Annotated in this window: 13 protein-coding genes; all 13 read left to right on the top strand. The window is 67.4% G+C overall.

The window, feature by feature from the left end:
• Window positions 1-147 precede the first annotated feature (147 nt).
• The 13 genes from ALI144C_RS13555 (at window position 148) to atpD (ending at window position 12,512) form a co-directional block, all read left to right on the top strand.
• Window positions 148-1,446 carry an FAD-binding protein gene (locus ALI144C_RS13555; RefSeq protein WP_076987443.1) on the top strand — a complete coding sequence of 433 codons (1,299 nt, stop codon included), beginning with the start codon at window positions 148-150 and terminating at the stop codon, window positions 1,444-1,446.
• A 456-nt stretch (window positions 1,447-1,902) separates the two neighbouring features.
• On the top strand, window positions 1,903-2,142 hold the full coding sequence (locus tag ALI144C_RS13550) for a hypothetical protein (protein WP_076987442.1): 240 nt from the start codon (window positions 1,903-1,905) through the stop codon (window positions 2,140-2,142).
• A gap of 37 nt (window positions 2,143-2,179) precedes the next feature.
• Window positions 2,180-2,830 carry an L-threonylcarbamoyladenylate synthase gene (locus ALI144C_RS13545; protein ID WP_076987441.1) on the top strand — a complete coding sequence of 217 codons (651 nt, stop codon included), beginning with the start codon at window positions 2,180-2,182 and terminating at the stop codon, window positions 2,828-2,830.
• Window positions 2,831-2,844: 14 nt separating this feature from the next.
• Window positions 2,845-4,101: a serine hydroxymethyltransferase gene (glyA, locus tag ALI144C_RS13540; protein WP_076987440.1), complete on the top strand. Its 1,257-nt coding sequence runs from the start codon at window positions 2,845-2,847 to the stop codon at window positions 4,099-4,101.
• A gap of 2 nt (window positions 4,102-4,103) precedes the next feature.
• On the top strand, window positions 4,104-5,255 hold the full coding sequence (locus ALI144C_RS13535; protein ID WP_076987439.1) for a glycosyltransferase family 4 protein: 1,152 nt from the start codon (window positions 4,104-4,106) through the stop codon (window positions 5,253-5,255).
• Window positions 5,252-5,740 (top strand): hypothetical protein, encoded by a 489-nt coding sequence (locus tag ALI144C_RS13530; RefSeq protein WP_076987438.1) that lies wholly within the window; start codon window positions 5,252-5,254, stop codon window positions 5,738-5,740. The genes ALI144C_RS13535 and ALI144C_RS13530 overlap by 4 nt, the downstream gene beginning before the upstream one ends.
• A gap of 191 nt (window positions 5,741-5,931) precedes the next feature.
• On the top strand, window positions 5,932-6,714 hold the full coding sequence (gene atpB / locus ALI144C_RS13525) for a F0F1 ATP synthase subunit A (protein ID WP_076987437.1): 783 nt from the start codon (window positions 5,932-5,934) through the stop codon (window positions 6,712-6,714).
• 136 nt (window positions 6,715-6,850) lie between these two features.
• Window positions 6,851-7,045 (top strand): ATP F0F1 synthase subunit C, encoded by a 195-nt coding sequence (locus ALI144C_RS13520; protein ID WP_076987533.1) that lies wholly within the window; start codon window positions 6,851-6,853, stop codon window positions 7,043-7,045.
• Between the two features lie 32 nt (window positions 7,046-7,077).
• Complete coding sequence (locus tag ALI144C_RS13515; protein WP_237774122.1) at window positions 7,078-7,626, top strand: F0F1 ATP synthase subunit B; 549 nt, start codon at window positions 7,078-7,080, stop codon at window positions 7,624-7,626.
• Window positions 7,627-7,638: 12 nt separating this feature from the next.
• Window positions 7,639-8,448, top strand: coding sequence for a F0F1 ATP synthase subunit delta (locus ALI144C_RS13510; RefSeq protein WP_076987436.1), 810 nt, complete (start codon window positions 7,639-7,641; stop codon window positions 8,446-8,448).
• A 41-nt stretch (window positions 8,449-8,489) separates the two neighbouring features.
• Window positions 8,490-10,130, top strand: coding sequence for a F0F1 ATP synthase subunit alpha (gene atpA, locus ALI144C_RS13505; protein WP_076987435.1), 1,641 nt, complete (start codon window positions 8,490-8,492; stop codon window positions 10,128-10,130).
• A 12-nt stretch (window positions 10,131-10,142) separates the two neighbouring features.
• Window positions 10,143-11,081, top strand: coding sequence for a F0F1 ATP synthase subunit gamma (locus ALI144C_RS13500; protein WP_076987434.1), 939 nt, complete (start codon window positions 10,143-10,145; stop codon window positions 11,079-11,081).
• A gap of 3 nt (window positions 11,082-11,084) precedes the next feature.
• On the top strand, window positions 11,085-12,512 hold the full coding sequence (atpD, locus tag ALI144C_RS13495; protein ID WP_076987433.1) for a F0F1 ATP synthase subunit beta: 1,428 nt from the start codon (window positions 11,085-11,087) through the stop codon (window positions 12,510-12,512).
• The last annotated feature ends 205 nt before the right edge of the window (window positions 12,513-12,717 follow it).

Below are 12,717 nucleotides of genomic sequence, written 5' to 3'. Positions count from 1 at the left end.
TCACGCATGGGGAGCACATGGTACGCAGATTGGCTGTTCGCGGCCGCCAATCCGCCATTCGGGTAAAGCTCAGGGCGGGCCGAAACCGCGTCACACGAGACTGCCCTATCCTGCGGTGGGACTGGGTGAAAAGGTCAGGGAGAGCACGTGCCCCATGGGCGGAACCAGCACGCGGATCACGAGACTTACCGCAAGTTCGAACAGGAAGGTCTGCTCTTCGACGACCCGCGATCCCTGAGCTGGGCGGGGCAGGACTGGGGACGACTGGTCACCCGCCCGCCCCTCGCCGTCCTCCGGCCCCGCACTGCCGAAGACGTCGCCGCTTTCGCCCGGTTCGCCGCCGAGCAGTCGTGTCCGCTGGTCCCCCGGGCGGAAGGGCATTCCTCGGCCGGGCAAGCCCAGGCGGCCGGTGGATTCGTGGTCGACACGCGGGCGCTGGACGCCGTCCACGAGATCGGCGCCGACCGGATCGTCGTCGGCGCGGGCGCGCGCTGGAGCCGTGTTCTGGCCGAGACCCTGCCCCGTGGTCTTACCCCGCCCGTGCTGACGGACTACCTGGAGCTGTCCGTCGGCGGGACGTTGTCCGTGGGAGGCATCGGCGGTGCCACCCAACACCACGGGCTGCAGGTGGACACCGTGCTCAGCCTCGACGTCGTCACGCCGGACGGCGAACTCGTCACGTGTTCCGCCGACCAGCACGCTGACCTGTTCGACAACGTACGAGCGGGGTACGGCAAGTACGGCATCATCGTGAGCGCGACCATCAGACTGATCCCGGCGCACACGCGTGCCCGCCGCTACCAGCTGTACTACGACGACCTGTCGGTGTTCCTCGCCGATCAGCGACGCCTGCTCGCGGCGGGCTGCTTCGACTACCTCGAAGGGCAGGTCGACCTCACCGACGACGGAACCAACCGGTACCAGTTGGAGCTGGCGTCCTTCTACTCGGACCAACCACCGCGGCGTTGTGCCGACGCCCTCGCGGAACTCGCCTACCACCGTGGCAGCGAGGAAATCGAGGAGACGACCTACTTCGAGTTCCTCGATCGCCTCGCCGACGCGGAGCGGATGCTGCGCGAGGCCGGGCTCTGGGACCAGTGCCACCCGTGGCTGAACCTCTTCCTGCCGGACTCGCAGGCCGAGTCGATCGTCGCCGGTGCTGTCAAGGACCTGGTGCCTGCGGACATCGGCGAGGGCGGGTTCATCCTGGTTTATCCCTTCCACGCGGGCAAAGTCACGGCGCCGCGGCTCGAACTGCCCGACGAGCCCGTCGTTTTCCTCTTCGCGGTCGACCGGGAATCGTCCTGCGACGACAAGGCGACGACCCAGCGGATGCTCATCGCCAACGAACTCATCCACGACCACGCGACAGCGGCGGGCGCGACGACGTACCTCGGCGCGCCTGTCGCCGCCGCGCCGGGAAGCCAACCTCCCGTTCTTTCCTGATGGCACACCAACTCGGCGTCGAACGAGCGGATTTCGGTGTGCTGCTGCGCGAAGCGCTGTTTCGTCGGCCGCCACCAGGAAATGGCTCGCCTCAACCAGTTGATGGCGCACGACGCCGGTTCCGGCGGTGCCCGGGTGGCGGCGATCGACGGCCTGCCCGGCGTCGGCAAGACCGCGCACGGTCGGACTCGACCTCTCCGCCGAGTCGGTGCGCACTGCCAGGCTGATCGCCAAGGACACGGCTGTCGACGTCGAATACGTCCAGTCGAACGTGGTGGCCGACCTGCTGCGCCCTGCCGGGCTCGTGTACGTCGTCGAGTTCCACCCGTTGCTGAACGCGCTCGGGACGACCCCGTACGACAAGCAGGAGTTGTCGCTCGACTACGACTACCTGGAAGGTCGCGGTGCGTGGGAGCGTGACGACAGGTTACGTTCACGTACACCGATGGGCCGAGGTTGCCCGAGGCGACGGTCTCCTACGAATGGCGGCACGGGCTCGGCGCGGTGCACAACGCACTCGTCGGCGCCGGTCTGCGAGTCGACCTCATGCGTGAAACCGAGGAGATTCCCCGGCGTCGTTGGCAGGACATGGTCGCCACGCCGACCGGGTGGTGGCGGTTGCCCGGCACCCGGCCGCGCATTCCGCTGCTGTTCGCGATGCGGGCCACGAAATCGCTTGGTGTGGGCCGACCGTGATGAGGGCGTGACCGGCACGAGGGATAGAGTCACGGGGGTGAGCACGCTGTATGACTGTTCGTTGCCTGAGGACAGGCAAGACGGCCTTGCCGCCGCGGCCGGTGCTGTGCGGTCCGGGCGGCTCGTGGTCATCCCGACAGACACCGTCTACGGCATCGGCTGCGACGCGTTCGACAGCGGCGCGGTGCGTGCCCTGCTCGAAGCCAAGAACCGCGGCCCCGACATGCCCGTCGGCGTGCTCGTCGGCAGCTGGACGGCGATCGACGGGCTCGTGCTGTCCGTGCCTGACCAGGCCCGCAAGCTCGTCGAGGCGTTCTGGCCCGGTGACCTGTCCATCGTGCTGCCGCACGCGCCGAGTCTCGCGTGGGACCTGGGCAACACGCGCGGCACGGTGATGCTCCGGATGCCGTTGCACCCGGTCGCCATCGAACTGCTGCGTGACGTCGGGCCGATGGCCGTGTCCAGCGCGAACAGGTCGGGCCACCCGCCCGCGTCGAACGCGGAGGAGGCCCGCGACCAGCTGGGCGAGTCCGTCGCGGTATACCTGGACGGGGGACCGTCCGGTGATCCGGTGCCGTCCTCCATCGTGGACCTCACCGGCAACGACCCGGTCCTGCTGCGTGAGGGCGCGGTCAGCCGCCAGGCCGTCGAAGAGGCGCTTGGCGTCGAGGTACAGATCCCGGCTTGACTAAGGAGTGCTCGGTGACCTTCTGGGGTCCGGACTTCGATGTCCTGGCCGAGTCCGACCCGGACATCGCCGACGTCCTCCTGCGTGAGATCGACCGGCTGCGGGGCGGCCTGCAGCTCATCGCCAGCGAGAACCTGGCGAGCCCGGCCGTGCTCGCCGCCACCGGGTCCGCGCTGTCCAACAAGTACGCCGAGGGCTACCCGGGCCGCCGCTACTACGGCGGCTGCGACCAGGCGGACCGCGCCGAACACCTCGCCGTGCACCGGGCGAAGGAGCTGTTCGGCGCCGAGCACGCCAACGTCCAGCCGCATTCCGGGGCGAGCGCGAACCTGGCCGTGTACGCCGCGTTCTGCGAACCGGGTGACACCGTGCTGGCGATGTCGTTGCCGCACGGCGGGCATCTGACACACGGCTCCCGGGTGAACTTCTCCGGACAGTGGTTCCAGCCGGTGTCGTACGGCGTCGCCAAGGACACCGAACTCATCGACTACGACCAGGTCAGGGACCTGGCGTTGACACACCGCCCCAAAATGATCATCGCGGGGGCGACCGCGTACCCTAGGCTCATCGATTTCGCGGCGTTCCGGCGGATCGCCGACGAGGTCGACGCGGTGCTCGTGGTCGACGCGGCGCATTTCATCGGTCTGGTCGCCGGCAAGGCGATCCCGTCCCCGGTGCCGTACGCGGACGTCGTCACGTTCAGCACGCACAAAGTCCTGCGCGGCCCGCGCGGCGGCATGATCCTCTCCCGGGAGGAGCACGCCGAAGCGATCGACAAGGCTGTGTTCCCGGCGATTCAGGGTGGCCCGCTGATGCATGTGGTCGCGGCCAAGGCGGTCGCGCTCAAGGAAGCCTCGACCCCGGCGTACGCGCGGTACGCGGCGCAGGTCGTCGCGAACGCGGCCGCGCTGGCGAAAGGCCTTGAGGCAGAAGGGATGCGGCCGGTCTCCGGCGGCACCGACACGCACTTGGCGTTGCTGGACCTCAACCAGCGCGCCACCGGCGCGCAGGCCGAGCAGCGCTGCGACCGCGCCCGGATCACGCTGAACAAGAACGCGATTCCCTTCGACCCCAACCCGCCCATGGTCGCGTCCGGCATCAGGGTCGGTACGCCGTGCGTGACCACGCAGGGCATGGTCGAGTCCGACATGGCAGAGATCGCCGGGCTGATCGGGCGCGCGGTGCGCGCGAGCGGCGACGACGAACTCGCCGCGGTCGGCGCGGACGTCGAGCGAATGGTCGCCGACCGGCCGGCCTACCCCCGGAGCTGAGCGTGTCGCCCGATATCCCACTCAACGGCCTGCCGATCAGGGAGTACCTCCTGGTCGGCCTGATCAGCCTGACGCTGACCTTCCTGCTGACCGGTCCGGTCCGGCTGCTGGCGTTCAAGATCGGCGCGGTCGCCGTCCCGCGCAACCGCGACGTGCACACCAAGCCGATCCCGCGCCTCGGCGGGCTGGCGATGTACCTCGGCATCTGCGGCGGAATGCTGCTGGCCCACCAGTTGCCGTTGCTGCGCAGGGCGTTCGAGTACTCGCTCGATCCGTACGGCGTGCTCGTCGGCGGTGGCGTGATCATGCTGATCGGCATGCTCGACGACCGGTTCGAGCTGGACGCGTTGACGAAGTTCGCCGGGCAGACCATGTCGGCGGGCATCATCGTCCTGTTCGGAATCCAGTGGTGGCTGGTGTGGGTGCCGTGGGGCGGCAACGACATCGGCCCGAGCGGTTCGCTGATCGTGCTGGACATGAACCAGGGCGGCCTGCTGACGGTGCTGCTGGCGCTGGTGCTGATCAACGCGATGAACTTCATCGACGGCCTCGACGGCCTCGCCGCGGGCATCGGCGTGATCGCGTCCCTGGCGACGTGCACTTTCTCGTTCCAGTTGCTGTCCGACACGAACAACGACGTGATCAACTACGCGCCCGCGCTGCTGTCGATCACGCTCGCGGGCGCCTGCCTGGGCTTCCTGCCGCACAACTTCCAGCCCGCCCGGCTGTTCATGGGCGACTCCGGCTCGATGCTGATCGGCCTGACGCTGGCCGCGGCCAGCACGTCGGCCGCGGGCAAGAAGCTGCCGACCGAGCAGGGTCCGGTGAACACGATCGCGGTGCTCTCCCCGCTCATCGTCGTGGCCGCGGTGCTGTTCGTGCCCCTGCTCGACCTGCTGATGGCGGTCATCCGCCGGACCAGGCGCGGGCTGAGCCCGTTCCACGCCGACAAGATGCACCTGCACCACCGGCTGCTGCAGATCGGCCACTCGCAGCGCCGCGCGGTGCTGTTGATCTACTTGTGGGCCTCCGTGCTGGCGTTCGGGGCGGTGTCGCTGAGCCTGTTCGACGGGCTCGTGGTGGTCTGGGGGATGGCGATCGGCCTACTGGTCGCGTTGCTCGTGTCGGCGATACCTAGACTCAGGAACCGATGAGCGAGAACAGCGAGACCTTCGAGGTCCCCAAGCAGCCCGAATCCGCCAAGGAGATCGTGCACAAACTGGCCACGGCCATGTTCAGGGGCGCGATCTGGTGGACGCTCGGCACGATCGCGGTCGCGGTGGTCGTCGCCGGGGTGCTGGTCGGCGCGAACGGGGTCTACGGCGCGCTGGCGGGCGGCGCGGTCGCCTGCCTGTCGTCCGTCGCCACCCTCGTGCTGATGCGGCAGACCGCCGGGATCAGCACGAACATGCTGCTGATCGCGGTGCTCGGCGGGTTCGTCGTGAAGATGGTGATCCTGCTCGTCGCGCTGACCGCGCTGGGCGGGATCGAGGCGCTGCACCGCAACTCGCTGGCGTTCACCCTGCTCGCGACCATCCTGGTGACCGCGACGGCCGAGGTGTTCGCCTTCCAGCGAACCAAGGTCCCTACAATCATCCCGGCGACGAAGGCGGCCGACTCCGCGGGCGACGAGGGTTAAGCAGTACACCCGTTCGGTTGGTTCTGACCGATTGATAGTGTTCGCCCGAAGGGGCACCGCCGCCCGGTACCACGCCGGGGGAGCCCCGCTTTCGAGTGCTTGCAGTACGTCAGGTACGTTACGTCCTGATCGTGACGATTCCCCCGGTGGTGTGACACACGGCCGGCCGGGAGAACCGGAAGGAGCCCCCGTTGGGCATGTCGTTGCTGGCGGAAGGCGGCGAGTTCAAGCCGCCCGGCGTCGGAGATTTCTTCCTGCCGCCCATCTTCGGCAGCGTCACCAAGCCGATGGTGCTGGTCGTGCTGTCGATCATCATCATCGCCGCGTTCTTCCTGCTCGCGTCGCGCAACCTGAAGCTCGTTCCCGGCAAGTTCCAGTTCCTGGCCGAGGGTGTCTACGACTTCAGCCGCAACAGCATCACCCGTGAGCAGATCGGTGCGAAGGACTTCAGGCCGTACGTGCCGCTGATCCTCGCGCTGTTCACGTTCACCCTGGTGAACAACATCTTCGGCATCATCCCGATCATCCAGTTCCCGACGTTCTCGCACATCGGGTTCCCGCTGGCGCTGTCGATCCTGGTGATCTACCCGGTCTACCACATCTCGGGCATCCGCAAGCACGGACTCGGCGGGTACCTGAAGAAGGAGCTGTTCCCCCCGGGCATCCCGAAGCCGATCTACTTCCTGCTGACGCCGATCGAGATCTTCACCAAGTTCCTGATGAACCCGATCACGTTGGCCATCCGGGTGTTCGCGGCGATGTTCGCCGGGCACCTGATCCTGCTGGTGTTCACCCTCGGTGGTGAGTTCCTGCTGGTCGAAGCGAGCGGATGGTTGAAACCCGCCTCGATCTTCGCCTTCGCGTTCGCGATCGCGATGACGTTCCTCGAGGCGTTCATCCAGGTCATCCAGGCGTACATCTTCGCCTTGCTGGCCGCCGGATACATCGGAACCGCATTGGCCGCAGAACACTGAGCCGAATGCTACGGCCAGTGACAAGTTCCCGGATCCGCGCCACCGCGGACCGAACTCGAAAGGGAAAATCGAAGTGAGTGCAGCTCTCGTTCTTGCGCAGGCCGCCGAGCCGATCAACCTCAACAAGGGCCTCGCGATGATCGGTTACGGCCTGGGTGCGATCGGCCCGGGTATCGGTGTGGGTCTCATCTTCGCCGCCGTCATCAACGGCACCGCCCGTCAGCCCGAGGCTGAGGGCAAGCTGCGTGGCCTGGGCTTCCAGACGTTCATCCTGACCGAGGTGCTGGCCCTGATCGGTCTGGTTCTCTACTTCATCGCGTCCACCAAGTGACCCAGCTCGACGCCAGATCGTAGGGAGTTGTCGTGCTGACGAAGCTGACAGTGCTGGCGGCTGAGGAGCCGAGCCCGGTCATACCGCACCCGGCCGAGGTCATCCTCGGGCTGGTGGCGTTCCTGCTGCTGCTCGGCATCCTCTGGAAGTTCGTCGTCCCCCGCTTCGAGGCGCTCTACAAGGAGCGCACCGAGAAGATCGAGGGCGGCATCCAGAAGGCCGAGCAGCTGCAGGCGCAGGCTGAGGAAAACCTGCAGAAGTACAAGGACCTGCTGGCCGACGCCAACGCGGCTGCCGCGCGGATCCGCGACGACGCCCGGATCGAGGCCGAGCAGATCCGCGAGGAGCTGCGGGTCCAGGCACAGGAAGAGGCCACGCGGATCGTCGCGCAGGGTCGCAACCAGCTTGAGGCCCAGCGGGCCCAGATCATCGCGGAGCTGCGTGCCGACCTCGGCCGCACCGCGGTCGAGCTGGCCAGCAAGATCGTCGGTGAGTCCCTGGAGGACGAGTCCCGTCGCCGCGGCACCGTCGACCGGTTCCTCGAGGAGCTGGACTCCGTTTCGGCGCCCGCGAAGAAATAGGGGACGGCCAAGATGACGCTGCTGCACGCCGCGAGCCGGGAAGCGCTCGCGTCGGCCGAGCTGAAGCTGCTGGACGCGACCGACTTCGGCACGCTCGGAGACGAGCTGTTCGCCGTTGTCGGCCTGCTCAGCCGCGAACCGGGCCTGCGCAGGGCACTCGCCGACTCGTCGGCCGAGTCGCGCAGGCGCACCGAGCTGACCCGTCAGCTGTTCGCGGGCAAGCTGGCCGAACCGACGGTCGAGCTGGTCGAGTCCGTGGTCTCCTCGCGCTGGTCCAACCCGCGCGAGCTGGTCGACGGCATCGAGTCGCTGGCCCGCACCGCGCTGCTGGTCGGCGCCGAGCGCGCCGGGAAGCTCGACACGATCGAGGACGAGCTGTTCCGGCTCGGCCGGATCGTCGCGGCCAACGGCGAGCTGGAACGCCTGCTGTCCGACCCGGCCGCGCCGGTGGACGGCAAGCTCGACCTGCTCCGGTCGTTGACCGCGCGCAAGGTCGACCCGACGACGGAGAAGCTGGCCGAGGCGCTGGTGGCGAACCCGCGCGGACGCCGGGCCGTCGAGGGCCTCGAAGAGCTGGCCGACCTGGCTGCCAAGCGCCGCGAGCGCTCGGTCGCCCACGTCACGTCCGTCGCGCCGCTGACAGAGGCACAGCAGGAGCGGCTCGCGGCGACTCTGCAGCGCATCTACGCGCGGCCGATCGCGCTGCACGTCGAGATCGACGAGGAGCTGCTCGGTGGCCTGGTCATCCGAGTCGGCGACGAAGTGATCGACGGTAGTGCGGCAGGGCGTCTCGACGACCTGCGCCGCCGGCTGGCCGGCTGAACCCCCAAGCATTGAAGTAACGAAAGCGAGAGCGGGAAGACATGGCGGAGCTGACGATCTCGTCGGACGAGATCCGCAGTGCGATCGAGAACTACGTCTCCGGTTACGCACCGGACGTGACGAAGGAAGAGGTCGGCACCGTCACCGCGACCGGTGACGGCGTGGCCTACGTCGAGGGCCTGCCCTCGGCGATGGCCAACGAGCTGGTCGAGTTCCCCGGCGGCGTGCTCGGTGTGGCGCAGAACCTGGACGTGCGCGAGATCGGTGTCACGATCCTCGGTAACTACGAGACCATCGAGGAAGGCCAGGAGGTCAAGCGGACCGGCCGGATCCTTTCGGTTCCGGTCGGCGACGGCTTCCTCGGTCGCGTCATCAACCCGCTCGGCCAGCCGCTGGACGGCCTCGGCGACATCGTCGCCGACGACCAGCGCGTGCTGGAGCTGCAGGCCGCCACGGTGGTCCAGCGCCAGCCGGTGAAAGAGCCGCTGGTGACCGGCATCAAGGCGATCGACGCGATGACGCCGATCGGCCGCGGCCAGCGCCAGCTGATCATCGGTGACCGCAAGACCGGCAAGACCACGGTCTGCGTCGACACGATCCTCAACCAGAAGCAGGCGTGGGAGACCGGCGACCCGAAGCAGCAGGTGCGCTGCATCTACGTCGCCATCGGTCAGAAGGGTTCCACGATCGCGGCGGTCAAGAAGACGCTCGAGGAAAACGGCGCGATGGAGTACACCACCATCGTCGCGGCCCCGGCATCGGACTCGGCCGGCTTCAAGTGGATCGCCCCCTACACCGGCTCGGCCCTCGGCCAGCACTGGATGTACGGCGGCAAGCACGTCCTGATCGTGTTCGACGACCTGACCAAGCAGGCCGAGGCATACCGCGCGCTGTCGCTGCTGCTGCGCCGTCCGCCGGGCCGCGAGGCATACCCGGGTGACGTCTTCTACTTGCACTCCCGTCTGCTGGAGCGCTGCGGAAAGCTGTCCGACGACCTCGGTGCGGGCTCGCTGACCGGTCTGCCGATCATCGAGACCAAGGCCGGTGACATCTCGGCCTACATCCCCACCAACGTCATCTCGATCACCGACGGCCAGTGCTTCCTCCAGGCCGACTTGTTCAACCAGGGCCAGCGCCCGGCCATCGCGGTCGGTGTGTCGGTGTCCCGAGTCGGTGGTGCGGCTCAGATCAAGGCGATGCGCAAGGTCTCCGGTTCGCTGCGTATCGACCTCTCGCAGCACACCGAGCTGGCCGCGTTCGCCGCGTTCGCCTCAGACCTGGACGCCACCTCGAAGGCCCAGTTGGAGCGCGGTGACCGGCTCTACCAGGTGTTGCGCCAGAACGCGTACTCGCCGGTGGCGATCGACGAGCAGGTCGTCTCGATCTTCGCGGGTACCCGTGGCTTCCTCGACTCGGTGCCGACCGACGACGTCCGCCGGTTCGAGCGCGAGCTGCTGGACAACGTCCGGCGCAACCACGCCGGTATCCTCCAGGAGATCCGCGACACCAAGGACCTCTCCGACGAGCTGGTCGACCGCCTCTCCGAGGCGATCAACAAGTTCAAGGAGCAGTTCACCGCGGCCGACGGTTCGTCGGTTGTGGACACCCCGGCCGACGCGCTGGAGGCCGACAAGGTCGGGCAGGAGTCGGTGAAGGTGCACCGTCCCGCCCCGAAGAAGTGATCGGGTAGCCACATGGCCGCACAGCTTCGCGAACTACGCCAACGGATCCGCTCAACCCAGGGCCTTGCCAAGATCTTCAAGGCCCAGGAGGTCATCGCGACCACGCGGATCAGCCGGGCGCAGGCACGAGTGGAGGCCTCCCGGCCCTACGCGCAGGAGATCACGAACGTGCTCTCCGCGCTGGCCGGGGCGGCGTCCAACTTGGATCACCCGTTGCTGACCGAGCGCGAGAACCCCAAGCGGGCCGGCGTGCTCATCGTGACGAGTGACCGTGGCCTGTGCGGCGGCTACAACGCCAACGTGCTGCGCGCCGCGGAGGAGCTCGTCTCGTTGCTCCGTTCCGAGGGCAAACAGCCGGTGCTGTACCTGATCGGCCGGAAGGCCGTCTCGTTCTACACGTTCCGCGACCGCGACTACGTCGATTCGTGGACCGGGTTCTCCGAGACGCCGCGCTATGAGCACGCCCAGGCCGCAGGTGAACTGCTGGTCAAGGCATTCATGGCCGGGGCCGACGACGAGGGTGACAACCCAGGTGACGACGGCGTGCTCGGTGTGGACGAGCTGCACATCGTCTACACGGAGTTCCGCACGATGCTCTCCCAGGTGCCGACCGTCAAGCGGATGGCACCGCTCGAGGTCGAGTTCTCCGAGGAGAAGCCGGACACCATCCCGCCGAGCTACGAGTTCGAGCCGGGTGCGGACCAGTTGCTGGCAGCGTTGCTGCCGAAGTACATCAACACCCGGATCTTCGCCGCGCTGCTCGACTCGGCCGCGTCGGAGTCCGCGGCTCGTCGTACCGCGATGAAGTCCGCGACGGACAACGCGAAGGACCTCGTCCTCACCCTCTCGCGTGAGGCGAACCAGGCGCGCCAGGCCCAGATCACCCAGGAGATCAGCGAGATCGTCGGTGGCGCCAACGCGCTCGCCGCCGCCGCAGGAAGTGATGACTAAGCGATGACTGCCACCCTAGAACCAACTGCCACCGGTCGAATTGTCCGCGTGACCGGCCCGGTCGTCGACGTCGAGTTCCCTCGCGACGCGGTGCCCGAGCTGTTCAACGCCCTCCAGGTCGACATCGAGTTCGAGCAGCTGCGCAAGACCGTGACCCTGGAGGTCGCCGCGCACCTGGGCGACAACCTGGTGCGTTGCATCTCCATGCAGCCGCAGGACGGCCTGGTGCGTGGTACCCCGGTGCGCGACACCGGCCAGGCCATCTCCGTGCCCGTCGGCGACATCGTCAAGGGCCACGTGTTCAACGCCCTCGGTGACTGCCTGGACGACCCGGGCTACGCCAAGGACGCCGAGCGCTGGACCATCCACCGCAAGCCGCCTGCCTTCGACCAGCTCGAGGGTCGTACCGACGTGCTGGAGACCGGCCTCAAGGTGATCGACCTGCTCACCCCGTACGTGCAGGGTGGCAAGATCGGGCTGTTCGGTGGTGCCGGTGTCGGCAAGACGGTGCTGATCAAGGAAATGATCACCCGTGTCGCCAAGAACTTCGGTGGTACCTCGGTGTTCGCCGGTGTCGGCGAGCGCACCCGTGAGGGCAACGACCTCATCCTGGAGCTGGGCGAGGACGGCACCATCAACGACACCGCCCTGGTGTTCGGCCAGATGGACGAGCCGCCCGGCACGCGTATGCGCGTCGCCCTGTCCGCGCTGACCATGGCGGAGTACTTCCGCGATGTGCAGAACCAGGACGTGCTGCTGTTCATCGACAACATCTTCCGGTTCACCCAGGCCGGTTCCGAGGTCTCGACCCTGCTGGGCCGGATGCCTTCGGCCGTGGGTTACCAGCCGACGCTGGCCGACGAGATGGGTGAGCTGCAGGAGCGCATCACCTCGACCCGTGGTCGTTCGATCACCTCGATGCAGGCGATCTACGTGCCCGCCGACGACTACACCGACCCGGCACCGGCCACGACCTTCGCCCACCTGGACGCCACCACCGAGCTGTCCCGGTCGGTGTTCCAGAAGGGCATCTTCCCGGCGGTGGACCCGCTGTCCTCGTCCTCGACGATCCTCTCCCCGCACATCGTGGGCGACGAGCACTACCGCGTGGCCCAGGAGGTCAAGCGGATCCTGCAGAAGTACAAGGAGCTGCAGGACATCATCGCCATCCTCGGCATGGACGAGCTGTCCGAAGAGGACAAGCTGACGGTGAACCGGGCGCGCCGCATCGAGCGCTTCCTGTCGCAGAACATGCTGGTCGCCGAGGTCTTCACCGGTCAGCCGGGCTCGACCGTGCCGATCAAGGAGACCGTCGAGGCGTTCGACAAGATCGCCAAGGGCGAGTTCGACCAGGTCCCCGAGCAGGCCTTCCTCGGCATCGGTGGCCTGGAGGACCTGGAGAAGCGGACCAAGGAACTCACCGGCAAGTAAGGTCAATCGCCGCAAATCCCCCGTGCGCGAATCGCGCACGGGGGATTTTTGCGTCGCACGGGCTTGGTGCCAGTGTTATGTCAGCGTCAAGCCTTAGTACTTTTGGCTGTTATGGCTGCCCTTCTCCACAGCAAGAATGCGTGTGAACGCGTTCTGTTAGGAGGGTGAGTTGGGCGATTCATCTTTACGGTCCAGACCTGCTCGG

The organism is Actinosynnema sp. ALI-1.44 (assembly GCF_001984155.1).
GTDB lineage: Bacteria > Actinomycetota > Actinomycetes > Mycobacteriales > Pseudonocardiaceae > Kibdelosporangium.
This window is presented reverse-complemented; position numbering and strand designations above follow the sequence as displayed.